Origin of the sequence: Paenibacillus polygoni, from assembly GCF_030263935.1 — a bacterium.
Lineage (GTDB): Bacteria > Bacillota > Bacilli > Paenibacillales > Paenibacillaceae > Paenibacillus > Paenibacillus polygoni.
On sequence record NZ_CP127162.1, the window covers coordinates 360,820 to 385,202 of the forward strand.

Annotated in this window: 24 protein-coding genes, 1 pseudogene and 1 riboswitch; of the genes and pseudogenes, 11 read left to right on the top strand and 14 right to left on the bottom strand. The window is 43.5% G+C overall.

Annotation, left to right across the window (positions count from 1 at the left end; all coding sequences use genetic code 11):
* Positions 1-148: 148 nt before the first annotated feature.
* From QPK24_RS01840 to QPK24_RS01855, 4 genes are all read left to right on the top strand, one after another.
* Positions 149-559: a metal-sensitive transcriptional regulator gene (locus tag QPK24_RS01840; RefSeq protein WP_213533080.1), complete on the top strand. Its 411-nt coding sequence runs from the start codon at positions 149-151 to the stop codon at positions 557-559.
* 73 nt (positions 560-632) lie between these two features.
* Positions 633-833: a copper chaperone CopZ gene (gene copZ / locus QPK24_RS01845; protein WP_191799946.1), complete on the top strand. Its 201-nt coding sequence runs from the start codon at positions 633-635 to the stop codon at positions 831-833.
* A 156-nt stretch (positions 834-989) separates the two neighbouring features.
* A complete protein-coding gene (locus QPK24_RS01850) occupies positions 990-3,425 on the top strand; it encodes a heavy metal translocating P-type ATPase (protein ID WP_285745686.1) in 2,436 nt (811 codons plus the stop codon).
* Between the two features lie 231 nt (positions 3,426-3,656).
* Positions 3,657-4,406 carry a uracil-DNA glycosylase family protein gene (locus QPK24_RS01855; protein ID WP_285745688.1) on the top strand — a complete coding sequence of 250 codons (750 nt, stop codon included), beginning with the start codon at positions 3,657-3,659 and terminating at the stop codon, positions 4,404-4,406.
* A gap of 17 nt (positions 4,407-4,423) precedes the next feature.
* Here the strand turns inward: QPK24_RS01855 and QPK24_RS01860 are convergent, their stop codons facing one another.
* Positions 4,424-5,311 (bottom strand): LysR family transcriptional regulator, encoded by an 888-nt coding sequence (locus tag QPK24_RS01860; RefSeq protein WP_285745690.1) that lies wholly within the window; start codon positions 5,309-5,311, stop codon positions 4,424-4,426.
* A gap of 193 nt (positions 5,312-5,504) precedes the next feature.
* On the opposite strand from QPK24_RS01860, the gene QPK24_RS01865 reads away from it, so the two are divergent.
* Entirely contained in the window at positions 5,505-6,533 is a 1,029-nt protein-coding gene (locus QPK24_RS01865) for a YeiH family protein (protein ID WP_285749015.1), read from the top strand.
* A 25-nt stretch (positions 6,534-6,558) separates the two neighbouring features.
* Here the strand turns inward: QPK24_RS01865 and QPK24_RS01870 are convergent, their stop codons facing one another.
* Both QPK24_RS01870 and QPK24_RS01875 read right to left on the bottom strand, forming a co-directional pair.
* Positions 6,559-7,368: a hypothetical protein gene (locus tag QPK24_RS01870; protein WP_285745692.1), complete on the bottom strand. Its 810-nt coding sequence runs from the start codon at positions 7,366-7,368 to the stop codon at positions 6,559-6,561.
* Entirely contained in the window at positions 7,365-7,940 is a 576-nt protein-coding gene (locus QPK24_RS01875) for an RNA polymerase sigma factor (protein WP_249717291.1), read from the bottom strand. Before QPK24_RS01875 ends, QPK24_RS01870 begins: the two co-directional genes overlap by 4 nt.
* 253 nt (positions 7,941-8,193) lie before the next feature.
* Between QPK24_RS01875 and QPK24_RS01880 the strand changes: the two genes are divergently transcribed.
* From QPK24_RS01880 to QPK24_RS01890, 3 genes are all read left to right on the top strand, one after another.
* The gene (locus QPK24_RS01880) at positions 8,194-8,571 is read left to right on the top strand and encodes a hypothetical protein (protein WP_285745696.1); all 378 of its coding nucleotides are present in this window, start codon (positions 8,194-8,196) and stop codon (positions 8,569-8,571) included.
* 16 nt (positions 8,572-8,587) lie between these two features.
* The gene (nfsA, locus tag QPK24_RS01885) at positions 8,588-9,331 is read left to right on the top strand and encodes an oxygen-insensitive NADPH nitroreductase (protein ID WP_285745697.1); all 744 of its coding nucleotides are present in this window, start codon (positions 8,588-8,590) and stop codon (positions 9,329-9,331) included.
* Between the two features lie 128 nt (positions 9,332-9,459).
* Positions 9,460-10,790, top strand: a protein-coding gene (locus QPK24_RS01890; RefSeq protein ID WP_407082980.1) for an IS3 family transposase whose coding sequence is annotated in 2 segments (ribosomal slippage) — positions 9,460-9,829 and positions 9,829-10,790 — 1,332 coding nt in all. Because the reading frame shifts where the segments join, the coding sequence is not laid out codon by codon here.
* A gap of 57 nt (positions 10,791-10,847) precedes the next feature.
* Here QPK24_RS01890 and QPK24_RS01895 read toward each other — a convergent pair.
* From QPK24_RS01895 to QPK24_RS01945, 11 genes and pseudogenes are all read right to left on the bottom strand, one after another.
* Positions 10,848-10,955: pseudogene (locus QPK24_RS01895) on the bottom strand (helix-turn-helix domain-containing protein); the annotation flags it as partial.
* 228 nt (positions 10,956-11,183) lie between these two features.
* Complete coding sequence (locus QPK24_RS01900) at positions 11,184-12,068, bottom strand: carbohydrate ABC transporter permease (protein ID WP_285745701.1); 885 nt, start codon at positions 12,066-12,068, stop codon at positions 11,184-11,186.
* 14 nt (positions 12,069-12,082) lie between these two features.
* Positions 12,083-12,964: a carbohydrate ABC transporter permease gene (locus tag QPK24_RS01905; RefSeq protein WP_285745703.1), complete on the bottom strand. Its 882-nt coding sequence runs from the start codon at positions 12,962-12,964 to the stop codon at positions 12,083-12,085.
* An 89-nt stretch (positions 12,965-13,053) separates the two neighbouring features.
* Complete coding sequence (locus QPK24_RS01910) at positions 13,054-14,370, bottom strand: extracellular solute-binding protein (RefSeq protein ID WP_285745705.1); 1,317 nt, start codon at positions 14,368-14,370, stop codon at positions 13,054-13,056.
* Positions 14,371-14,482: 112 nt separating this feature from the next.
* Positions 14,483-15,274 (bottom strand): response regulator transcription factor, encoded by a 792-nt coding sequence (locus QPK24_RS01915; protein ID WP_285749019.1) that lies wholly within the window; start codon positions 15,272-15,274, stop codon positions 14,483-14,485.
* Positions 15,274-17,031, bottom strand: a complete 1,758-nt coding sequence (locus QPK24_RS01920; protein WP_285745707.1) for a cache domain-containing sensor histidine kinase — start codon at positions 17,029-17,031, stop codon at positions 15,274-15,276. Before QPK24_RS01920 ends, QPK24_RS01915 begins: the two co-directional genes overlap by 1 nt.
* Positions 17,032-17,471: 440 nt before the next feature.
* Positions 17,472-18,278: a TatD family hydrolase gene (locus tag QPK24_RS01925; protein ID WP_285745709.1), complete on the bottom strand. Its 807-nt coding sequence runs from the start codon at positions 18,276-18,278 to the stop codon at positions 17,472-17,474.
* 24 nt (positions 18,279-18,302) lie between these two features.
* Complete coding sequence (locus QPK24_RS01930; RefSeq protein WP_285745711.1) at positions 18,303-19,100, bottom strand: ABC transporter ATP-binding protein; 798 nt, start codon at positions 19,098-19,100, stop codon at positions 18,303-18,305.
* A gap of 74 nt (positions 19,101-19,174) precedes the next feature.
* Positions 19,175-19,936, bottom strand: a complete 762-nt coding sequence (locus QPK24_RS01935; protein ID WP_285745713.1) for an ABC transporter permease — start codon at positions 19,934-19,936, stop codon at positions 19,175-19,177.
* A complete protein-coding gene (locus QPK24_RS01940; RefSeq protein ID WP_285745714.1) occupies positions 19,933-20,226 on the bottom strand; it encodes a thiamine-binding protein in 294 nt (97 codons plus the stop codon). Before QPK24_RS01940 ends, QPK24_RS01935 begins: the two co-directional genes overlap by 4 nt.
* Before the next feature lie 43 nt (positions 20,227-20,269).
* A complete protein-coding gene (locus QPK24_RS01945; protein ID WP_407082945.1) occupies positions 20,270-21,295 on the bottom strand; it encodes an ABC transporter substrate-binding protein in 1,026 nt (341 codons plus the stop codon).
* 140 nt (positions 21,296-21,435) lie between these two features.
* A riboswitch (TPP riboswitch) is annotated at positions 21,436-21,554 on the bottom strand.
* 201 nt (positions 21,555-21,755) lie between these two features.
* Here QPK24_RS01945 and QPK24_RS01950 point away from each other — a divergent pair.
* The 3 genes from QPK24_RS01950 to QPK24_RS01960 all read left to right on the top strand — a co-directional run bounded on the left by QPK24_RS01950 (position 21,756) and on the right by QPK24_RS01960 (position 24,333).
* A complete protein-coding gene (locus QPK24_RS01950) occupies positions 21,756-22,217 on the top strand; it encodes a hypothetical protein (protein WP_285745715.1) in 462 nt (153 codons plus the stop codon).
* A 314-nt stretch (positions 22,218-22,531) separates the two neighbouring features.
* Positions 22,532-23,824: a serine--tRNA ligase gene (gene serS / locus QPK24_RS01955; protein ID WP_285745716.1), complete on the top strand. Its 1,293-nt coding sequence runs from the start codon at positions 22,532-22,534 to the stop codon at positions 23,822-23,824.
* A gap of 92 nt (positions 23,825-23,916) precedes the next feature.
* Positions 23,917-24,333: a pyridoxamine 5'-phosphate oxidase family protein gene (locus QPK24_RS01960; RefSeq protein WP_285745718.1), complete on the top strand. Its 417-nt coding sequence runs from the start codon at positions 23,917-23,919 to the stop codon at positions 24,331-24,333.
* Positions 24,334-24,383: the final 50 nt, after the last annotated feature.

The following is a 24,383-nucleotide window of genomic DNA, read 5'->3' on the forward strand; positions in this document are numbered from 1 at the left end:
GCATTGGAACTCGCGATTTTCTATAAATATAGAATAACTTCTATTATATGTAAATAATAATGTATTTCAAATAATCTCTTATTCATCATTGACATACCCTATGGGGGTATATTACTATAGCTTTATAGAGACGAAGGAGGTCATGGGAATGGAAGAGTCCAAGGTAGACCATACTCCCAATGAAGCATTAACAAATAAGACGGTGGATTGTTGTTCGCCACAAGGGGCTCTTGCAGTCAGCGCATGTCATGATGCTCATTCGCCTCAAGGCAACGACGGACCAAGACATAGTCATCACTCGGATGAGATGAAGAACATTCTCACGTCACGGCTCAACCGAATCGAAGGGCAGGTTCGAGGAATTAAGGGTATGATCGAACGCGATACGTATTGCGACGATGTACTTACACAGATTGCAGCGGTACAATCTGCGCTGAATAGCGTTGGGAAGCTGCTGCTCGAAGGTCATATGAAGAGCTGTGTTATTGAACGTATCCAGGCTGGAGACTCTGAAGTGATTGATGAACTGCTGGTTACGGTTAAGAAGTTAATGAAGTAATGTATTGTGATTTTTTTATGATTAGTCAGTCTAATGTAGAGCTCTACAAACCAACCTTAAGGAGGAAAACATAATGAGTAACGTAACATTGAATGTAAAAGGAATGTCTTGTGGTCACTGTGTAAAAGCAGTAGAAGGTGCTCTTGAAAGTGTTGGCGCGAAAGGAAATGTGGATCTTGATGCAGGTAAGGTAAGTATCGAATATGACGAGCAAAAAGTGACAGTCGATCAAATGAAACAAGCGATTGAAGATCAAGGGTATGACGTAGTTTAATTGACTTTGAAATTGAACATAGTAAAGAAACGCTCAGGCATCTAATGTTGAACGTTTCTGCTCTATTTGTATTATCATATAAAGAGCAGTCAGATAAAGGCTGCTTTTTTCACCTCACATATATACCCCTGTGGGGTATAAAGGAGATGGATCGTAATGAATGAATCGACAGAAGTAAACCGCACGGATAAAAAAACCAAACTGAATATAACAGGTATGACTTGTGCTGCCTGTGCGACCCGAATTGAGAAAGGGCTGTCGCGCATGGAAGGGGTTAAGGAAGCGAATGTGAATCTGGCGCTGGAACAAGCGTCGGTTACATATGACCCTGCAGCGGTCGGTGTAAATGATCTGAAGAATAAAATCGATTCTCTTGGATACGGAACGGCTGTTGAAAGTGTGGATCTAAACATTACGGGAATGACCTGTGCCGCCTGTGCCACTCGAATTGAAAAAGGACTCAGCCGAATGCCTGGGGTTACCAAGGCGAATGTGAATTTGGCGCTGGAAACCGCCCATATTGAATATGCTTCCGGTACAGCAAGTTCATCTGATTTTGTGAAAAAGGTCGAGCAGCTCGGCTATGGCGCTCTTCCGCAGCAAGCGAAGGAAGATATTGCAGATCTCCGTCAGAAAGAGCTGGAGCGTAAAAAATGGAAGTGGATCATTTCCGCAATCCTGTCTATCCCATTATTGTGGGCCATGGTAGGTCATTTCTCGTTCACCTCATGGATTTATGTACCTAATCTGTTTATGAATCCTTGGTTCCAGTGGATTCTTGCAACACCAATCCAGTTTATAATTGGATGGCAATTTTATAGAGGAGCCTATGGTGCTCTTCGCAATAAGAGTGCAAACATGGATGTTCTTGTCGCTCTCGGAACCTCGGCAGCGTACTTCTACAGCCTTTATTTGAGCATTGTGTGGACAATAGAAGGCGGACATCATGGTGCTGAACTGTACTATGAGACAAGTGCCATCCTCATTACGCTCGTTCTTGTTGGGAAATGGTTCGAAAGTGTTGCTAAAGGACGTTCATCTCAGGCCATCCGCAGTTTGATGGAGCTGGCGCCAAGAACGGCACTTGTCATACGTGACGGAGAAGAGAAGACGATTCCAGCATCAGAAGTAGTTGCGGGCGATCTATTTATTGTGAAGCCTGGTGAGAAATTCCCTGTGGATGGAGTCATTGAGAAAGGTTCCTCTTCTGTGGATGAGTCGATGCTCAGCGGGGAGAGTCTTCCTGTTGATAAGAAACCAGGGGACAACGTATCTGGGGCTACTATTAACAAAAACGGTGCGCTTACTGTTCGGGCCACAAAAGTTGGGTCCGATACAGCCCTTGCTCAAATTATTAAAGTAGTGGAAGAAGCGCAAGGCTCAAAAGCACCGATTCAGCGGATTGCTGACCTTATTTCTGGTATTTTTGTACCGATTGTCGTAGGTATTGCGGTGCTAACCTTTGCAGTCTGGTACTTCTTTGTAGATCAAGGACAGTTTGCAAATGCTCTCGAAAAAGCCATTGCAGTACTCGTTATTGCATGTCCGTGTGCGCTTGGTCTGGCTACGCCAACTTCTATTATGGCAGGTTCAGGCAGAGCGGCTGAATATGGAATTTTGTTTAAAGGTGGAGAACATCTAGAGCATGCACAAGAAATCGAAATTGTTGTGCTCGACAAAACAGGAACGGTAACGGAAGGAAAACCGCAATTAACAGATGTTATTACTCGCGATGATCTGGCGGAAGAGGAACTTCTATCTCTAGTTGCCGCTGCCGAGAACGCTTCGGAACATCCGCTGGCACAGGCGATCGTGCAGGGAGTTGGGGCTAAAGGTATTCGTTTCCCAGAAGCAGAACATTTTGAGAATATTCCTGGCTACGGGGTAAAAGCTAAGGTTAATGGTCAAGAGCTGCTTATCGGGACACGCCGATTATTAGAAAAGCACCAAGTTGATAGTAAGATGGCAGACCAAGGTATGAAGCAGCTAGAGGAAAAAGGAAAAACAGCAATGCTGGTGTCTATCAATGGGAAATGGGCAGGAACGGTTGCTGTCGCTGATACCATTAAACCAACTTCCCGTGCTGCTGTGCAGCGTCTCAAAGAAATGGGTATTGAAGTGGTTATGATGACAGGTGATAACAAGCGGACTGCAGAAGCGGTTGCTAAAGAAGCGGGTATTGATCATGTACTGGCTGAAGTGCTTCCCGAAGGCAAAGCGGAAGAAGTGAAAAAACTCCAGCAGACAGGCAAAAAAGTAGCGATGGCAGGCGACGGCATCAATGATGCCCCGGCCCTCGTTACGGCAGATACAGGTATGGCGATGGGAACAGGTACCGATGTAGCAATGGAAGCAGCGGATGTGACGCTGATGCGCGGTGATCTGAACAGCATTCCTGATGCGATTATGATGAGTCGCCGTACGATGGGGAATATTAAACAAAACCTGTTTTGGGCCCTTGGTTACAATGTCATCGGCATTCCTATTGCCGCGATGGGACTGCTTGCTCCATGGCTTGCGGGAGCAGCAATGGCACTAAGTTCGGTATCGGTTGTACTAAATGCACTGCGGTTACAGCGAGTGAAGCTGTAAGCAAGTAAGACTATAAACTGTGTTACTGAGGTAGAGGCTCAGGTGATGATGGAACAGTGAATAAACTCCAGACCGGGCTTCATTACGCGAAGCTTGATCTTGTAACTGCCTCAGTGGGGTGTTAGAAAAAAAGATATCCTGGCTGGCTTTTGAGCGAGTCTCAGGATATCTTTTTTGGTTATAGGATGGTTGAAATAAGAAGTTGTAACAGGAAAGAACGGAGGAGATCCTATGTTGACAGCACAATCCAAATCCTATTTATCCTTTATCCGGTCGCTTCCGATCAAGGAGGAGTACTCAAAGCAGGATTTACTAATTGAAGACTTGTTATTGGAGAGGGAAGGGCAACTGGAAATGTATTATGCTCCCCATAATGATTACATCAACCCGCTCGCAAAAATAATAATTGTAGGCATTACACCAGGCTGGACGCAGATGGAACGGGCTTATCAAGCGGCGGTACAATCTTTGCACAGAGGAGAGACAGAGGAAGAAGCATGCAAAGTAGCTAAAATAGCTGCCCGGTTCGCTGGATCCATGCGTACAAATATCATCAGCATGCTTGAGGAGCTGGGGTTACCCCATTATTTCGGAGTCGAAAAAGCAAGTGACTTATTTGATGCGAAAAGCAATCTTTTACATACAACGTCTTTACTACGGTACCCTGTATTTGTCGATAAACAGAACTACAACGGACATTCGCCCTCATTAACGAATCATGAATTTTTGTATAAAAAAGCAGCTGAATCTTTTTCACAAGAAATAAATATGCTGAGCGGGCCGCTAATTATCCCGTTAGGAAAGTCAGTTGAGAAGGTGCTGCGTCAGATGATTCATCAAAACATGATTCAAGCGGGCAATTATTTGTGGGGATTCCCTCATCCTTCCGGTGCAAATGGGCATCGACACAAGCAGTTCGAAACCGCAAAACCTGAAATGATACAAACGCTTCGTCAGCTGCAAAAAAACATCCTGTCTTGATCGAGCTTAGCCCAAAACTACGATATGTAAGTAAGCAAGTGCTGAATAAACATCCGATGAGCAAGCGTAGTCTCGACACCTGAGGATTGAACCATGCTGAATTCTCTTTCCATCTGGTGCTCTTTTAAATGGATTTGAGCTACTTCTCTGTACTTGATTTCTTTTTGTACAATCCATTCGGATAGCAAAGCAATTCCAAGACCGGAGACAACTGCTTCTTTCACACCTTGGCTGCTGTAAAAAGAATAGGTCTGTACAACTCGAAGCCTGTGTTCTGCAATGAACTGATCACTAAAGGCACGTGTACCTGAACCGGATTCCCTCAGCACCCAAATTTGGTCTTGAAGCTGCTTAGGTTCGATGACACGTTCCCTTGCCAGTGGATGATCAGAAGGGGCGATTAGAATCATTTGGTCTTTCATAAAAGGGGTAACAGCGTTCCATTCTGCCGCACTTACTTTTCCTTCTACTAGGCCAATATCCAACATTCCTTCGCGAATTCCTCGCATAATCTCTTCTGTATTTCGAATGGTTACTTCGATATTGACAAGGGGATATTGTTTCGCATAATCCGCAATCATGCCGGGAAGAATATACTCACCAATGGTAAAGCTGGCACCTAGTCGAATCTGACCAGTGACTTCATGCTGAAGAAGCCGGATGGACTGTTTTGCTTCATCATACAGGTGCATCATTTGCTTAGCATGCTTATACAGAATTTCGCCTGCTTCTGTTAAGCGGACCTGTTTTGAAGAACGATGAAGCAGCTTAGCTCCCATCTCATTCTCCAAATTACGGATGTGAAGACTGACTCCAGGCTGAGATAGGTTAAGCGATTCAGCTGCTTTAGAGAAATGACGCAGCTCTGCAACAGTAACGAATACCCGTAAAGTATCTGTAATCATCATTTTTCTCCTTTGATTTTTGTTTTGCTTTGAGATGAGAGAAGTCCATTGTTATTTCAATCATAAGTATTTGTAATGATTGGCATAGCATATCGGTATTTCACTAGGGAAACACGATCCACTATAGTAAAGAAATGAGAACACACAGAAGTCATCTAGGTTAAACAAGGAGTGTTTGAAAATGAGCAAATCTATGGCTGCACCCCAAAGAGGGCCGAATAAACAAGGCTTCTTCCTAGGGATTGGTATTACACTTGCTATCGCGCTTGTCGCAAGATTTTTAGCAATGCTTCCTTTTTTAAGTATTATGGGCCAGCTTGTACTTGCGATCTTGCTGGGGATGCTTTACAGGGCATTCTTCCCTATTCCTGAGAACGCCTCAGGCGGCATATCATTCTCCAGTAAAAAGCTGCTCAGGTACGGGATTATTCTGCTGGGAGTAAGACTTAACCTCGCAGACGTAATTGAAGCGGGACCGAAAGTACTGGCTATCGCCATAATCAATATTATTTTTGCTATCGTGGTGGTCTATGTACTGACGAGAGTCTTCAAAGTGGATCAAAAGCTGGGTATACTAACGGCTTGCGGAACGGCCATCTGCGGAGCAGCTGCCGTGGTTGCGATCTCTCCTCAGTTAAAGGCAAGTGATGAAGATACAGCGATAAGTGCAGCAACGGTCGCTATTCTTGGCACCATTTTCACTTTACTCTATACGCTATTGTACCCTGTACTTGGACTCACTGCATCTGGATACGGCATCTTCTCTGGTGCAACACTTCACGAAATCGCCCATGTCATTGCAGCAGCAGATCCGGGCGGACAAAGTGCAGTCGATCTGGCGGTTATCGTTAAATTGTCCCGCGTTGCTATGCTTGTTCCGATTGCGATCGTGATTGGGATGTGGAGTGCTCGTAAGGAGCGCATTGAGCACGGCGAGAGCGCAAAAATGAGTGTTCGTGATATCCCTATTCCTTGGTTCATTGTTGGTTTCTTGGTGATGAGCGGTATAAATACACTGGGTATTATCCCACCTGCCATGGTTTCTGGTATCATTACGATTTCTTATCTTTTAATCGGTATGGCGATGGCCGGTCTTGGACTCGGTGTTCAGTTTTCTACCTTTAGAAAAAAAGGACTGCCTTCGTTTATTGCAGGCGGGATCGGTTCGATTCTGTTATCACTTCTTGGTTTTGCACTCGTACATTTATTCGGACTTGCATAATTTAAAAGACCAAAAGCCCTTAGGATCATTGATCCTCAAGGGCTTTTATATTCTCTATAAATTCATCATAAGGGATTTCTTCCATAGCTAAAGAATTCGGTGTAGATCCGATGGAAGACACCAGGTTATCTGCTGAAACCACGTATATACTCTGGGCTTCTCCTGCTAGATGATACGTATCTAATTTTTCTGTTTTCTTCAGAAAAAGCAAGACTCGATCTTCTGTCTCAAGGGGAATAGTAGTCAGATTTACTGTCTCACTTAGGTTGATTTTTAGTGCGCTCGGCACCTCATTTACGTGTGAGATCAAGATTTTCTCAACATCTGCTTGCAGACCAAGTTCATCCTGATTTAAATTTGTTATTTTTAGCTCCGCAATCAGATCCGCTTCATTAACCCGATCCTGTAACCAAAGTTCTTGATCCGAGAATCTTAATTTGGACTGCTCCTCTTTAAGTAACGAGTCTGCCCTCTCCTCAGGTGGTGTAGCGTTTCTATTCGTTTCCTTCTGAGTCATGGCGTAAGGCTCGCTATCTGTTGATTCCGCTGTGGACTCGGTAGATGGGCCAGCTTCGCTCATACTGATCATTTCTGGCTGGCTGGGTGTAAGTTCCGTACCGGGCAGAAACCACCATACTGCGGCTATAAGAGTGCTGCATACAGCGACACTCGGCAGGATGCGTCTTAGCCAAACGTTTTTTTTCTTGGGAGCCGGTGTTTGAGAAATGCGCTGCACCGCCTGAATGACTTGCCGCTTATGCTCTTCAGTGAAAGGTTCATCTGCAAAAGGATCCTCTTTAACCCGTTTTTCCCACTCTTCATGATGTTTTGTCATTCTGCCCGCCTCCCTAGTTCTTTTTGTACTTTTTCCTTTGCTCTGGAAAGACGTGATTTCACTGTACCTTCTGATATGTGGAGGATCTTAGCGATCTCATGAATTTTCATTTCATATTTTAAAGCAAGAATGAGTACTTCCCGCGATTTGACAGACAAGCTCATAATAATCTCCCATATCGAATCCTCATAGTGCTGTTCCATGACGATCGATTCGGCAGAAGGGGCTATTCGGCTATGTGACGATAAAGCACTGCTTTCCGCTGTTTTTTCATCATCTATCGAGAAAAGTTTACTGCCGAGGCTCTGACGAAAGAAACGTGATCTTCGGTAGGAATGAACTGTATTTCGTGTGATGGTGATCAGCCATGTTTTGAGTGAAGCTTCACCCCGGTAGGTGTGAATTCCTTGATAGGCCTTAATAAAAACCTCTTGCGAAATATCATCGGCATGGTCCCGGCTTCCGGTCAGAAAAAAAGCATAATTCCATACGTCATTACCAAAGTCGTCCATGATTTGATATAAAGTATCGTTATCCAGCGTAACTGCATGTTTAAGATCGCTGTAATCCAAGCTTGCTCACCTCACTACTCTATAGACTACATAATGTCGAAATAAGTTCCTAGATGCGGAGATGTTCCTCATCACAACACTTATATCATTTCGTGCTAAAATAAAAGAATGGAGCAGAAATGATTTTATAAATAATGTCTGTTGCCTGTAAAGAGAGGTTAGAAAATAGACCAGAGATAGAACAAGATCGGAAATGGGTAATGTACTTAGTACATCTCTATAATGATCACATCTAGGAAGGAGAAAAGACATCATGAAGAAATACGGTCTTATGTTAGGCGTGTTACTCATCCTGATTCTTTCTGCTTGTTCGCAGAAGGAAGAATTACCGCCCTATGCGGATAGCTTGACAGGAAGTAGTGAAGTGCTGATTCGCCAGGAAGAAGCATCTAAGACCATCACGGATGAACAAGAATTATCGGCTATGATAGCTCTCTTAAACCAGGGCAAGGCGATTGACCCGCCTAAGGAAACTCAGGGAATTGATCCGGAGAGTGCCAAAGAAGCCGTTCTTATGCATTTTCCAAACGTGGATCTTGTATATATTGGGGATGGACATGTACTGAGCGGGCTTGATGGCACGTATTATGAAGTCCCGCAGGACATTGAAAATTATCTAAAGGTTAAATAGAAGGGGTGAATGTAAAATGAACGACACCATTAATCTACTAATGAATCACAAGTCTATTCGAAAATACAGAAATGAACCTGTGACAGAGGAACAGCTGGAAACGATCATAGCGGCAGGGCAGATGGCCTCCTCTTCGAGTAACGTACAAGCCTATAGTGTGATAGCAATTACGGATTCGGAGCTGAAATCCAAGCTGGCAGGTCTTGCGGGGAATCAAGCTTATATAAACGAGTGTCCTGTTTTCCTCGTGTGGTGTGCAGATATGTACAGACTTCGCGAAACCGCTGCAACACAGGCGGAAGGGGCAGAAACCTACGAAGATACGATGGAGAACTTTACGGTGGCTACCATTGACGTAGCTCTCGCTGCACAGAATGCAGCTGTGGCAGCGGAATCGCTGGGACTCGGTGTTGTATACATTGGCGGAATCCGTAATAACATCGAAGAAGTTTCAAATGTGCTGGGTCTTCCTGAGCTCATGTATCCCGTATTTGGTATGTGTCTTGGTGTACCCGATCAGGAACCTGTGCTGCGTCCGCGTCTTCCATTGAAAGCTGTTTTGCATAGAAATGGATATGACAAAGAGCAGTCTATGGCTGGGGTAAAAGAGTATGATGAGACCTTATCTGCTTATATGCGTGAACGTTCTAATGGGAAGCAGTCTGCTACCTGGTCTGAGATGATGACGAAACGACTGACGGAGCCTGCTCGTCTTCAGCTAAAATCTTTCCTTGAACGTAAGGGATTCATGAAACGATAAACGAAATGAGAAAGGGTTGTCTCCTTGACTAAAATGTACCCTATAAGATAGACACTTTGAAAAAAGTCATCTTATTAGGGTGCATTTTTGTTTATAATCAAGAAAAAACGAGCGGTGGGGTAACTGAAATGACAAAGAAAATATTCACAAACCAACAACAGGCACAATTAAAATTAAATCCGTATGTCAAAAACGTGAGTGCAAAAGCCATTACGTACACAGAAGAATTTAAAGGATTTTTCATTGATGAATATGACAAAGGAAAAATCCCGAGTGAAATTTTTCTGGAGGCTGGTTTTGACATTGGAGCCCTTGGTCTTACACGGATTCATAAAGCTTCGAATCGTTGGCGTTCGGCTTATCAAGATCACGGGCTCATCGGATTAGAAGATGCCAGAAAACATGCGTCAGGTCGCCCTTTAGAGCGTGAATTAAGTCTAGAAGAAAAATATGCCCGCTTAGAAGCAAAGCTGAACTTGGTAGAAGCAGAAAACGAATTCTTAAAAAAGCTCGATCTACTCGAAAGGCAGATGAGAAAAAAGAAATAAACATAACGACTACACAAAAATTCGAGTTGATTCATCAAATCATCGATAAATATCAATTAAAACGTATCGTGCGGTATCTTTGCCAAATCGCCCATGTTTCACGTTCAGGCTATTATCGCTATTTCAGTAAAGAAGCAATGCAGGCTCGTCAGAAACAGGATGAAGCAGATGAAGTAGTAAAAGAAATCATTTTGAAGGCATACCATTTCCGGGGAAGAAAGAAGGGTGCACGGCAAATCAAAATGACGTTAAAAAATCAATACGGTATCACCTACAATCTTAAGCGGATCCGTCGTGTGATGAATAAATTTAATATCTACTGCCCTATTCGCAAAGCGAATCCTGCACGCCGTATGGCAAAAGCAACAAAAGAACATCGATCCTGTGAAAACAAGTTAAACCGAAAATTTAAGCAAGGTCTGGCTGGTAAAGTACTGTTAACAGATATTACGTATTTAACTTATGGGAAAGGAAATCGAGCCTATTTATCTACAATTAAAGACGCTGAAACCAATGAAATTCTCGCCTATGAGGTCTCTTCTACGCTGAGTTTAAAGATTGCAATAAACACACTTCATCAACTAAAGAAACATCGTCATCTAACCAACGATGCGTTTATTCATTCGGATCAAGGATTTCACTATACAAATCCGCAATTCCAAAAGCTTGTGAAGAATCTAGGCTTAGGTCAATCGATGTCTCGTAGAGGAAACTGTTGGGACAACGCGCCACAAGAATCATTCTTTGGGCATTTTAAAGATGAAACAAATATAAAAGCATGTGCAACGTTAGAAGAAGTAAAAAAAGAAATTAAGAGCTACATGATTTACTACAATCATTATCGAGGGCAATGGAATTTAAAGAAGCTGCCGCCTGCAAAATACAGACAGCAGCTTAAAGAAGTTGGCTAACCTTTTATTAAATGTCCTTTACAAGGGGTACATTTTAGACATGGAGACAGCCCTTTTTTATCTACTGTGGAATTTATGGCGAAATTCACTTGGAGACTCTCCGGTCCATCTCTTACACTGTCTGCTGAAGTGAGAGATATTCTTATACCCCATTTGGAGAGAGATATTTTGATTATTTTATCTATAAAGCAGACGAGGAATAGGACATTTGATATACCTAATCTTATAAAAGCGCGCTAAAGGAGACCGAAAGGTCTCTTTTTCTGTTCAGTTGATCGAACTGTTAGAAACGCTGCATAAATAAACCCGCAGGGGTGAAAAAGACTTGAGTGTTTCAAATCTTTTTCACCCCTGCGGGAAGAGATTGCTTATATAAATGAATGAACGTGTCCCTTAGCCTTTCACCGAACCCGCTGCAATTCCTTCGACAATCCGGTCACTGAGGAACAGGTAAGCAATAAGAATAGGCAGGATACTGATCATCAGCGTAGCCCCGATCGCTCCCCAGTCTGTTGTGTATTGTCCAATAAAGTTCTGAACGCCCACCGTGAGGGTTTTATATTCATTAGAACTAATAAAGGTATTCACAAAAATAAATTCATTCCAGTTATAAATCATATTGATAATCGCCGTCGTCGCGATGACAGAGCTTGTCATCGGAAGCACAATCCGAAAGAACATGCGATTTACATTACATCCATCGATGACGGATGCTTCTTCTACTTCTTTTGGGAGAGCATAATAAAAACCAAGCAGAATCATAATGGTAATCGGCATATTAAAGGCTGTATAAGTAAGAACCAAAGACAATGGATGATCATTTAATCCGATTTTGTTAAAAATATTAAAGAGCGGTATGAGTGTAGAATGGACAGGTATCATCATGGCCACCATAAAAAGCCCGAGCACGAAGGAACTTCCCTTCCACTTCATGCGGGTGATCGCAAAGGTAACCAGGCTGCCAAGTACCACCGTAAACACCGTCGCAGTTATTGTAATCCATACACTGTTCAGAAAATAAATATCAATATTCCCAGCTCCCCATACCTTGGCATAGTTCTCCCAGTGCGGATTCATCGGCAGGGAAAGAGGGGGAAGGTTGAACACTTCCTGGTTGTTTTTTAATGAGAAAAAGAATAACCAGACAAGCGGAAACAATTGAAAGACGGCAACCATGATTAGGATAAGGTAAAGCAGGCTATATCCCATTTTCTTAGCTGCCCCAGAACCGGAATGATTTACTTTTCTGTTAAGCTGGCTTGGAGTGCTTGATATCATGAAATATTCCCTCCTTATGAGTATTGGATCGTTTCTTTTGTAGCAGTCAATTTCCGAATGATCCAAGTGACCACAAGACAGATAATAAGCAGGAAGAAACCAATTGCACTGCCATATCCAAAGTTATAGGATTTGAAAGCTTCGATGTACATATACGAGGCCATAACCTCACTTGCTCCATTCGGTCCGCCGCCTGTCATTACATAGATCAGATCAAAATACTTGAGTGAACCAACCACGGATAGAACGATGGTTACTTTAATCACTTCCATAATGAGAGGAAGCTTAATTTTCCAAGCAATCTGCATGGCATTCGCACCATCGATCTTGGCTGCTTCTTCAAGCGAAGTCGGAATATTTTTTAGTGCAGAGTAGTAAATAAGAATGTAGAATCCTGCATACTGCCAAATAATTGGGATAAAGATCGCAAAGAGAACGAGTGACGGTTCTGCAAGCCATGCAGGGGGATCGCTTACGCCTAAAGAAACTAGAAAACTATTAATAATCCCATTCGTTGGGTTATACATTCGAAGCCAAAGCTGCGCAATCGCTACAGAAGAGAGCAGCATAGGAATTAAATAGATTTTACGAAACAAATTTGCCCCTTTAATGCGTGCGGAAACGACCATTGCAACAATTAAATAGAGTATGAGACTAAGACCGGAGAAGACGGCAAGAAGCAGAGAGTGCCAGGCACTGTTCCAGAACTTGCTGTCCTGTATCAAGGCTTGATAATTATCGAGACCGATGAATTTCATAGCTCCAATTCCATTCCATTCATTCAGTCCATAGTAACCTGTTAGTAGAATAGGAATATAGACAATGCCTAGAATCAATAACAGGGATGGTAACACATAAAGCGCAATGACTTTCTTATTCGACATCACTTGATCCATAGATGATGACCCCTTTCCGTAGTGTATAAACACTTCACAGCCTCGTTACCGAGACTGTGAAGTGTTTTGTTTATGCGAAGTTCTTGGTGTTACTTGCTGCCGGAAAGTACTTTGTCATGCTCTGCTGCAAATGTTTCAGGAGTGATGGCTTTTCCGAATAAGGCTTGAATCTGATTTAGATGTGTTTCAGCCGCATTAGCCTGCATCTGAACATCCGCATACAAAGTGATGCTAGTTGCCTGGTTCATTTCGTTAAATAGATCGATGTAAAGCTGTGGAAGGGTAAGGGAAGCTGTGTCTACTTTAGTTGCCGGGATTACCCCTGCACCTGTCACGGACTGTTCTCCCCATTTGCTAACAAAATATTCAGTGAACTTTTTGGCTTCGTCTTTTACTTTGGAATCCTCAGAGACGAATAGTCCTACTCCAGGTCCTCCAACCCAGCTGTTAATATCTCCTTTTCCGCCTTCTGCTTCAGGGAACTTAAAGAACCCAACACTGTCACGGAATTCTTGAGGGATATCTTCGTTTGTAGTAAAGTTTGGAAGCTCCCAGGTGCTCATGACATACATAGCTGCTTTGCCGTTTAAGAATTCGGATTTGGCTTCTTCATTAGAGAGACCGTTAAATCCTTTAATAAAAGCATTGCTGTCCACGAGCGACTGAACCTCAGTTGCTGCTTTCATCAGTCCTTCATCTGCAAATGACCCTTTTCCGTTAATTGCTGAAGCTAGAGCTTCCTGTCCTGCAAAACGTTCAGCAAGGAACATGTAGATCAGTGATCCAGTCCAGCGGTCTTTGTTGCCAAGCGCAATCGGAGCTACTCCGTTGCTAGTTAACGTAGATATGATTTGTTTTAACTCTTCATAGGTTTGCGGGATTTCTAGACCATATTGTTCAAAGATCGCTTTATTATAAAATACGGGCGTAATATTAAACTCTAAAGGAAGACCATAGGTTTTACCGTCTATGGCAAAGGCTTCCGTTGTTCCTTCAACAAATTTATCTTTAAGTTCACCCTGCAAAAGATCATCAATCGGCGTAAAGAGACCGCCTTCTACGTAAGGTGTCATAAAACCAGCCGCCCAGGTTACCCCGACATCCGGCAATTCATTAGAAGCGGACAGAACCTTAAGTTTATTCTTATATTGTTCGTTATCCAGCACCTCTGTTTTGATGGTTACATTCGGATGTTCATTCTGATATTCCTCAATAATTTGATTAACAATTTTATTCTGTCCTGCCGAAACGCCTTCAGGCCATAGATGCATAAATGTCACTGTCGTTTTATCACCTTCTTGTGAACCTCCGGCTGATCCTGATCCGCCGCCGCTGCAACCAGCAGCTACAAGCATAAGACATAACGAAAGAATAAGTGTGACCCACTTTGTGTTAGGTTTAGTCATATGTACATCCCCCTTGTTATGGATTACTTCGTCGGTTTGAAACCGCTTAACTGAATTGTAGCAAAGTTATTGTAAGCGCATAACGGAAGAGGTTTTAGAACAAGTACCACTTTTATTGGATCTTTTCACCGATATTGTCTATTACTTGTCTGCGGTATTTTGCGGGACTTGTATTTTCAGATGATTTAAATACTTTTACAAAATACTTCGAAGTTTGGTAACCGACTTGTTCGGAAATCTCCGCAATGGAAAGCCTTGTCCCTGCAAGTAATTCTTTAGCACGTTGGATTCTTTTCCGGGTCAGATAATTACTGAATGTAAGCCCGGTTTGTTCTTTAAATAGTACACTTAGATAACTGGAGTTCATATGAAGGACCAAGGAAAGATCACGCAAAGAAACAGGTTCATGAAGGTGCTGATCTAAATATTGAATTGCTTCTTTGATTGGTTCGCTGTACAGACGGTCTTCTTGGGCTGTCTCAATGAGTTTTGCATCAACCAGGCGCTTCATTTGTTCAATCTGATCAAAATCGTTATTCCGTTTCAGTGCGAGTTCAACCGCCGCAATTAACTTCTTTTTATCAATCGGCTTGAGTAAATACTCGACTACCCCGTACCGTAATGCTCTTTGGGCATAATCGAATTCTGCATGTCCTGAGATGACAATCACAGAAGGATGATGAGGTGAGTCTCCCAGTTGTTCAATAAGCTCAAGACCACTGATTTCCGGCATCCTTATATCTGTAATAATGAGCTGTGCTTTGTAAGAGGAGAGCCAGTCCAGCGCTTCAACTGCACTGGATGAGGTGATGATTTCGTGATGACCCGAAGACCATATTTCCAGCGTTTTTCGAATTCCTTCCCTGGTTCTTGGTTCATCATCTACAACGAGTATCGTTTTCATCAAATGAATCCCTCCCTGTTTTCATTTGGCAGAGTCAGCGTAATTGTGGTGCCTTTTCCTTTTGTACTCTCTATGTGTATTTCACTCCGCTCGGACCCATAACATAACTTAAGTCTGCCGTATACATTGGCTAGTCCAATGCCTTTCCCTTTTGCAGAAGTGGAGAATCCCTCCTTCATCGCCATATATAAATCAGTAACTTGATCTTGGTCCATGCCAGGGCCCGTATCTGTCACGCTGATCATGGTGTAGCCAGGTTTAATAGAGGGGGTTACTCTAATCTCGATGTTTCCTGGCTCAATTTGTTGTTCAATGCCGTGGAGTATTGCATTTTCTACGAGCGGCTGAACCAGCAGCTTTGGTATAGGTATCGCCTTCAGGGAAGGGTCACAACTTATATTCCAGAAGAGCCTGTCTCCCATTCGTATGTCCATAATAGTGAGATAACGTTCTGCATGAGTTAGTTCATCTTCGATGGTTACCCAGTCATCTTCCTCATTCTTAGTGATGACATAGCGAAATAGACCCGACATGGCGACAACGGAATCTGCTAATTCTTCTTCCCCTTTTTCATCGAGGGCCCAGTAGAATGCCTCTAATGTATTAAAAAGAAAATGGGGATTAATTTGAGCTTGGAGTGCTTTCAGTTCTGTACGGCTTTGTAAGATTTCCTTTTGATAGACAACCTCGACTAGTTCATTCATCGTTTCCACCATCTGATTATACGAATTGCTGAGTTCTATAATTTCTAGTGTGGATGAGCTTGCAGCCTCACTTGGCTGCAGTGTACCAAACTTGGCAGATCCTCGCATCGCTTTGATCACTTTCAGAATCGGTTTCGTAATTAGCGTGGATAAAATAAAGCTGAGAATGACAAACAGCAGGGCACCTCCAATGCCAGAAAATACAATTACGGTCCGCAGCACGCTGATTCCTTCTGCCATATAATTAGAGGGGGATAAAATAGTAAGATTCCAACCTGTTTTTTCGGAATGTTTATTTACTAAAATATAAGATTCACCATTAATCTGAACTGACGTTTGATTACTGTTCTTTGACACGATAGATTCTACCTCAGGATTACCAGGAGAAATGGATTTTCCGTTCTGATCATACAGACTTATGATCTCCAAATTTTTATTACTCGCATGACTGCTGTCGTCTAGTTGAAAGTAGTCTTTATCTATCCGTACGACAAGGTAACCCGCTTTAGTAAAGGATTGCTGAATCAGACGAATATTGCGAACGGCTATTACACTATGGGCATCATTAGGGTCAATCCCAAACCACACGAGGCGTCCTTGAGCTTCATCTGCCTTGTCTACTACCTCTCTTGCTACACGCTCGCTCAGTAAAACATCATCAAGCGGCAGCAATCTTCGGTAATCATTGGTGTAAATTTCGATGGACCGAATAGAGGTCGCATAAGCTTCTAGTTTACGAACTTCTTCCTGCAGATACTGTCTTTCCTTGAAACCTAGTTTCTCCCCAGCCAATTCTTGTCCCAACCATCGCTGAATGGAAGCATCTGTAGCGACCTGAGAAGTCCAAGTATCGATCTGGCTGAGCAGAACGTCCAGTCTTCCTGCAGCCTGAACCGCGGTTTGCTGAATATGACTTTCTGCATTATTTCGTAAGAGGACGGAGACCTGGTTATACATAAGGAGTCCGACAGAGCCGAGTACTAACATCATGACACACATGGAGCCGATAAAAATTTGATTGCGGAGTGTATTCATTTTCTTGGCAGGGAACATATTTCTCGTCCTTCCTTCTGCAGATGAGTTGTAAGTGCTTACAAAAATGTAGGCTTATCATATCTTGTTGTGACCTTAGAGACAATTCAAATATTAAGCGGTTCATCTTAGGGAAACAATAGTCTAGGACTTCCCTGCTTGAAAAGGAAAAGTGGTGGATGGAAAGGGTAACTAAAGCGGCGAAAACAACGGAAACAACGAAAACAACGAAAACAGTGAAAACAATCTATATAACGATCATAATGAACATAGCGAAATAACGAATATATCGGAAATAACGAAAAATCAAAACATCAAAACATCAAAACATCAAAACACCAAAACACTTCAAGCCTTCAAAAATGATACCATCAACGAAAAGACCCCAAACTTATGCAGGGGTCTTGTTCATTCTATGTAATCAGGATAACGGACTAGCTATATCAGCACAGCTAGACCATCTAAATATTATAAAACTGTTTTGTGTTCTTATAAAACAGTTCTGCCGCGATTTCAAGCTTAACCCCAGTGACATCACACCAGGCACGAATCACGTCTTTTACCATCCGGGGATGGGTTTTATGAGCGGCAAAAGGCCCCTCAAAAGGCCATGGACCATCGGTCTCTGCCATGATTTGTTCATGCGGATATTTGCTTGCCAGATCCTGAATTTCTTTTTCATACACAAGATCCGGTGTAAACGAAATATAATACCCATTCTCGGCCATTCTGCGGATGGTATCATCGGACCCTTTAAACCAGTGGAAATGGGCTTTTTTTACTTGATGCTTCTCCAGTAAATCACAAGCGATATCTGCATCCTCATACACGGCATGGAGAATAATTGGCTTATTATGCTTCTTAGCAAACATAATAAACTGCTCCAGCATGGAGATATAAGGGTCCATATCAAAAGGCTGTCCTGCTTTCTCCGCTTCTAACCTTGAATAGTAGGGAAGTCCAACCTCCCCAACAGCGATCATGGAATCCGTGTGATTCTCCATCCAATCCAGCAGTTCATTCAGCTGCTCTGGACTTGGAATGGGTTGCTCTGGATGATATCCATAGGCTGGATAGATTATATCAGGCGCAGCTGCAGCAGCTCTCTCTATTTTTTGGCAAGAGGCGAGCTGGGTTGATACCGCAATTAGGGCTTTCACTCCATTGGGAGCAAGAGACAACCGCAGCGGCTGTATATCATCCTCATACTGATCGAGGTGAATATGTGCATCAATAACCGGACATCCAAAATCTTCGGCTTGCTGCAAGTGTTCTTCACCTCCTTGTCTAGATTACAATGAGCGGCTTCGTTCTTTTTCCGCACGTAACCAGCCTGACATCTGTCTCTTTAATGCAAGAAAGTCAGGGTTTTCGGTAATTTCTTCTTGTCTTGGTCTCGCAAAAGGAACCTGAATCTCATGAAGAACGGTGGCAGGCCGGCTGGAAAATACATAAATTCGATCAGACAGTAGTAACGCTTCTTCAATATTATGAGTAATAAAAAGCACCGATCGGCGGTACTGTTCCCATATACCGAGCAGCCATTCCTGCATCTCGCTTCTTGTGAGCGCATCGAGCGCACTAAACGGCTCATCGAGCAGCATGAGCTCCTGAGGACTCAGCAGCGCGCGTACAAAAGCGGCCCTCTGCTGCATCCCGCCAGAGAGCATATGGGGATAGGCATGTTCGAAACCTTCAAGGCCTGCTTGTCTAATCCAGTGGAGGATCTCATCTTCATTAAGCTTCCCGCTCTTAGCAGCATGCTTTTGAGGAGCGACCTCACTAGAAAGCTTAATATTATCTAAGATTGTACGCCAAGGAAAAAGGGCCGGTTGCTGGGGCATATAGCTGATATGCCCTCGTTCTCCTGTTACCACTTCTCCATTCATATGAATACTTCCTGCCCCGGGAGCAAGAAGACCGCCAATAATTTGGAATAGAGAGCTCTTGCCGCTGCCGGAAGGACCGACAATAGAGACGAATTCTCCCTTCTGAACCGTAAGAGAAATATCGTTAAGGACCTGGAGATTTTTCTTCTTCTCTCGGAAGGAGAGAGCGATCTCTCTGGCTTCTAGAGCGGGTACATTCATATGCAGTTATCTCCTTTCCACTCCGAAATGAATTGTTCATTTGCTGAAACTGCTTCAGAAATCGTATTTAAATATTATTTCGTATCTGCTCCTCGCCAGCGGACAAGTATTTTCTCCAGCAGAGCGATCATCGCAAATAAGACCAGACTTAAGAGGACGATAATTGCCATCGCAACAAACACGCGGTCGGTACGATAGGCAGACTTTTGGAGCATCATATAATAACCGATGCCTCGATCGGTTCCAATCCATTCCGCAATGACAGCACCCATTACGCTGTAGGTAGCGGCAATTTTCACGCCGGAAAAGACCGATGGAAGGGCATGGGGTACTTCTAATTTTCGAAAAATTTGCGCTTTACTTGCTCCAGCCATTCGCATGTAGTTCATCATTCCCCGATCGGTCTGCGTCAGTCCATCCATGGTAGATACGGCAACAGGGAAGAAGCAAACCAGCGTAATGACAATGATTTTCGGAAGCAGCCCAAAGCCAAACCAGATCATGAGCAGAGGAGCCAGAGCGATCGTCGGTATATTTTGACTGAGAATAAGCAGCGGATATAAGGCCGATTTCAAGAACGGGACCAAATGGAGCAGCATCGCTGTAAGAAGGCCGACACCCGTACCAATGAAGAATCCAAGTAAAGTCAGCTGCACCGTAGCCCAGGTATGCTGGGTGAGACTTGCAGCCTCTGCAATCGCTTCTTTTGTAATATCAGCCGGGCTCGGCAGGATCCACTTCTCAATATGAAAAAGCGGCACGGCAATTTGCCACACCGCTAAGAAGAGGATGACTGCCATAAGAGGCGGCCATACGCTTTTCCACCAAGAACTCATGGGCGATATTTCTCCGTAAGACCTTCCATACTGATTCCGCCAGGATAATGAGCGATTTTAATCTGAGAGATTACACTCGGACTGCCTGCTTCAATCAGTACTTCATGCATTTGACGGACCAGCTCAAGCAGCTCTGGAAGTTCTCCTTCGAGTGTGGTCTCGAGCGGATTGACCTGGTATGTAAGTCCGGACTGCTGAATAACTTCAATGGCCTTGTCTACATAAGGAATGGAATCTTCTCCATTTGGTGTTTTCGGTATGACCTGAATGCTGAGTAGTGTTTTTGCCAAGATGAATCACCTTCTCTTTCTTCACAAGTAGGAAACAACCCAATTATTCAGTTGGTAAAAATTCATTTGTGTACGCTTTTTCTACTTCCAGCGGTTGATCGAGAAGCCCGTGCTCTACCATCCAATCGGAGTAGTTCTGCCATACTTCTGCTTTTTGCTCACCCCAGCGAGAAGCATCATCCTGATATTTAGGACTCAGCCATTTCTGACTGGCCAGCACTAGATCTTTATCGAGATCGGGCACAGCAGCGCTTAGAATACCGGCTGCCTCTTCTGGATGTTCGATCGCATACTCATAACCTTTCGTAGTTGCACGCATAAATGCTTTTACAAGTTCCGGGTCTTCGTTAATCGTCTTTTCATTCGAGATCAGAACCGGTGTATAGTAATCAAGCTTTTCAGAGTAATCTTTGACATAGAACATATCAATAGCCTCACCGCGCAGTTCCGCTTCAATTCCAGTCCAGCCATAGAAGATCCATGCAAAATCAATATCACGCTTGATCGCTGTGAAGAAATCGGCATCGCCCATGTTCACGTTTTTGACCTTATCTACGTCGCCGCCTTCGAGACCCATGATCGTATCAAGAACGGCAGAATCGATCGGAGAACCCCAGCCGCCATAAGTTTTGCCTTCAAAATCTTTAGGTGACTTGATGTTCCGATCAGCAGGAGCAGCAAAGCCGGATGTATTGTGCTGGATTACCGCTGCGATAGACACAATAGGGACTCCTTGGGTACGAGCCTGAGTGACACCTTCCTGATAACTTACTCCAAAAGGCACTTCACCAGAAGCGACCATGGTATCTGCACCCGCTTGTCCAGGCTGAATAATCTCAACATGTAATCCTTCTTCTTTGTAAAATCCTTGATCTACCGCCGCATAAAGACCGGTATGATTCGTGTTTGGGGTCCAATCTAGGACGACCTTAATATCGCGGAGTGATTCACCCTCTGTGTTTTCTCCTGCCCCGCTTTGTGCTCCCGAGCTGCCATTGCCGGCATTACCACAGGCGGTAACAATGGTAAGCATAGCAAGCAGCAAGAACATACCTAACTTTTTCTGCAATGTTTCCCTCTCCTTTAGATATCTTAGATGTCTTTAGAATGCACCTGAAAGCTACCTTTTCATCATAAAAAAAGCATCCCAGATCGGGATGCTCTTGTACGTAAGGGAATGGGTATACTTCTTCATGTAATAGTAAGCCCAAAAATATATTTCTCCATTCCTACGCTGGCATTATCCAGATCAGGTTACAGGGTACGTATCTGCACGTATTTCACGGATACTATCTCAGCCGGCTTCACCAGCACCCCTTGAGTACATTATAAAGTTAAGGTGTTACAACCATGTATTATAGTCTTATATCAGAGGCGTGTCCAGATGATAAGACAGAGCAGGGGGTAACGTCTAGGCTAATAGATAGAGAAAACATAAATTCCAAAATTATAATTTTTGTTATAATATGTATTTATAGGATATTGAAATTTCGTTCGTTTATTCAAATATAAACATGGGAGCTGTTTACGTGATTGATAAAAAAGTGTTTATTGCAGTGGCACTTTCTCTTATCTTACTTTCAGGGTCTACACTACCATTATTCTCAGAGTCTGTAGAACAACTTATTGAACGATCTGACTCATCAGATGTTGAATTTGATGAAGGTTCAATAGCTCCGCTAACTCTATTAACAGATGAGACAGGCACATTTTCTAATGGTGAACGTAAGACTACATTTACTTATGTTCAAGGATACGATTTAAGATTTAACGTTGAAAATACAGAAGGAGCTGCTTTTAATTGGACTTTAATTGACCAAGATCAGCGTATTATTAGGTCCGGAAAAGTGGCGGAAGGCAAATCCTATCTTGAAACAATTTCTTCCCTAGAAGATGAACATACTCTGAGAAGTGGTATTTATACTGTGTCGATGATAAGTATAGACGGTACAAACAGTAACTATAAGGTATCTGCGAGTGCACTTCATTAATTGGTTCACATCGAAGGAATAAAGAGGTTGCGAATCGGGGAAAGCTACATTATAATTATGCCAACTGAAAATCGGTTACAATGCCAGTGAAGAGATTCCAACTCGGAGGTATTTTCGTTAAGGGAAGATGGACTTTCCCTAAGTTAATCGGCACCGCCCGTTATCGCGGAACCAAAGTGATTGAAATGTACACAGAGCCGTGTTCATTTCAATAAATTGGGTGGCACCGCGAGCATATCGAGCGCTCCTCGTCCCCAGGGATGAGGGCGCTCTTTGTCTTTTTTTATAAAAATAACGACAGGGATGTGAGCGGTGTGCTGGATATAAACTGGATACGAGAGCATGCAAACGAGGTGGAGGAAGCTGCAAGACTGAAGAATATGAGCCTTTCGATAAAAGAGCTTATAGACACGGATGATAGAAGAAGAGAACTCATAACTAAAGTAGAGAAACTGCGCGGGCAGCGAAATAAAGGATCGCAAAAAGTCGGTCAGCTTATGAAAGAAGGAAGAAAAGAAGAAGCAGAGCAGCTAAGGGGCGAGATTAGGGAGCTTGGCGGCAGTATTGAACAATGGGACAAGGAATTGTCTGAGACGGAGAAAGAGTATGAAAGGCAGATGCTATTCGTTCCAAATATCGTCTCGAAGGACACCCCAATTGGGAAGTCGGATGAAGATAATGTACTTGTGCGCCAAGTAGGTGAAGTAACAGTAAGGGATTTTGTCATCAAGGATCATATCCAGCTAGGGGAACTGCATGATCTGTTTGATGTCCCTCGCGGCGTGAAAGTCAGCGGTTCGAGAAGTTATTATTTAAAAGGAGACGGCGTATTACTACACCGAGCCGTTCAGCAGCTGGCACTGGATATCGTGATGAAGCACGGATTTATGCCGATGGATGTACCGATTATGGTACGCGAAGAGGCTCTCATCAATACCGGTTTCTTTCCTACCGGACGCGATCAGACCTATGCGCTCGAGGAAGAGGATAAGTTCCTTGTCGGCACTTCGGAAGTTCCGCTGATCTCGTATTACGCAGGGGAAGTGGTCGATGTAACAGAGCCGATTCGCCTGGCTGCGGTATCGACGAGCTTCCGCAGCGAGGTGGGGTCGGCCGGACGGGATGTCAGAGGACTATACCGTGTTCATCAGTTTGCTAAAGTGGAAATGGTGGTTCTAACCGAAGCAAATGACGAGGTGTCGGAGAGAGTTCATCAGGAGATTACAAGTTATGCCGAACAGCTGCTAGAGGCGCTAGAGCTGCCATACCGAGTCATGGCTGTCTGTACGGGGGACATGTCGCAGAAAACGTACAAACAATATGATATTGAGACCTGGATGCCAAGCAGGCAAGCTTATGGGGAAACCCATTCGTCGTCGAACTTACATGACTTTCAAGCACGGCGTTCGAACATTCGTTACCGGGATCAGGATGGGCAATTAAAATACGTGCATACGCTGAACAATACAGCAGCAGCCTCGCCAAGAATTCTAATACCGCTGCTGGAGAATCATCAGCTGGAGGATGGCAGCATCTATATTCCGAAGGCGCTTCGCCCTTATATGGGGGGCAGAGAGATCATTACCTGTACCGCAGTGCAAGGGTAAAATACGGTTCAACTTTCGAGAGACGGGTACACTATAGTAACAGTTATTTTTACTATAATTACAAACTTCGCTCTTGAAAGGAGACAAATACAATGAGTAAAACAGATCTTGAACGTGCAATTATAGCGGACATAGAAAATAATCATTTTGGTTCCTTGGCTACCGTAGAGGGAGGAAAACCGAAACTAAGATACATGGCTGTTTTTAATGATGGTCTAAATATTCATATGGCAACAAACCGCTGCACTCATAAGGTGGAGGAACTGGAGGATAACCCGAATGTGAGCCTGCTGATGGGTTATGAAGCCGGAGGCACCAAAGACATCCTTGAGATTGAAGGAACCGCAAGTGTAACGAAGGACGAAAGTCTGCGTAAGAAACTGTGGAATGATGAGTTTAGTAAATGGTTTAGCGGACCGGAAGATCCGAACTATGTCATTTTGGATATTACCCCAAACCGGATTGAATATACAGGACAAGGGCAAGAAAAACAGGTATGGGAAGCATAAGTATCACATGACCTTTACAGCCTGATGTCAGAAGAGAAGGAAGGGCGATC

What these genes read in the sequence shown, in the direction of transcription:
- QPK24_RS01840 (WP_213533080.1), top strand. Translation starts at nt 149, where the DNA reads ATGGAAGAGTCCAAGGTAGACCATACTCCCAATGAAGCATTAACAAAT.
- copZ (WP_191799946.1), top strand. Translation starts at nt 633, where the DNA reads ATGAGTAACGTAACATTGAATGTAAAAGGAATGTCTTGTGGTCACTGT.
- QPK24_RS01850 (WP_285745686.1), top strand. Translation starts at nt 990, where the DNA reads ATGAATGAATCGACAGAAGTAAACCGCACGGATAAAAAAACCAAACTG.
- QPK24_RS01855 (WP_285745688.1), top strand. Translation starts at nt 3,657, where the DNA reads ATGTTGACAGCACAATCCAAATCCTATTTATCCTTTATCCGGTCGCTT.
- QPK24_RS01860 (WP_285745690.1), bottom strand. Translation starts at nt 5,311, where the DNA reads ATGATTACAGATACTTTACGGGTATTCGTTACTGTTGCAGAGCTGCGT.
- QPK24_RS01865 (WP_285749015.1), top strand. Translation starts at nt 5,505, where the DNA reads ATGGCTGCACCCCAAAGAGGGCCGAATAAACAAGGCTTCTTCCTAGGG.
- QPK24_RS01870 (WP_285745692.1), bottom strand. Translation starts at nt 7,368, where the DNA reads ATGACAAAACATCATGAAGAGTGGGAAAAACGGGTTAAAGAGGATCCT.
- QPK24_RS01880 (WP_285745696.1), top strand. Translation starts at nt 8,194, where the DNA reads ATGAAGAAATACGGTCTTATGTTAGGCGTGTTACTCATCCTGATTCTT.
- nfsA (WP_285745697.1), top strand. Translation starts at nt 8,588, where the DNA reads ATGAACGACACCATTAATCTACTAATGAATCACAAGTCTATTCGAAAA.
- QPK24_RS01900 (WP_285745701.1), bottom strand. Translation starts at nt 12,068, where the DNA reads ATGATATCAAGCACTCCAAGCCAGCTTAACAGAAAAGTAAATCATTCC.
- QPK24_RS01905 (WP_285745703.1), bottom strand. Translation starts at nt 12,964, where the DNA reads ATGGATCAAGTGATGTCGAATAAGAAAGTCATTGCGCTTTATGTGTTA.
- QPK24_RS01910 (WP_285745705.1), bottom strand. Translation starts at nt 14,370, where the DNA reads ATGACTAAACCTAACACAAAGTGGGTCACACTTATTCTTTCGTTATGT.
- QPK24_RS01915 (WP_285749019.1), bottom strand. Translation starts at nt 15,274, where the DNA reads ATGAAAACGATACTCGTTGTAGATGATGAACCAAGAACCAGGGAAGGA.
- QPK24_RS01920 (WP_285745707.1), bottom strand. Translation starts at nt 17,031, where the DNA reads ATGTTCCCTGCCAAGAAAATGAATACACTCCGCAATCAAATTTTTATC.
- QPK24_RS01930 (WP_285745711.1), bottom strand. Translation starts at nt 19,100, where the DNA reads ATGAATGTACCCGCTCTAGAAGCCAGAGAGATCGCTCTCTCCTTCCGA.
- QPK24_RS01935 (WP_285745713.1), bottom strand. Translation starts at nt 19,936, where the DNA reads ATGAGTTCTTGGTGGAAAAGCGTATGGCCGCCTCTTATGGCAGTCATC.
- QPK24_RS01960 (WP_285745718.1), top strand. Translation starts at nt 23,917, where the DNA reads ATGAGTAAAACAGATCTTGAACGTGCAATTATAGCGGACATAGAAAAT.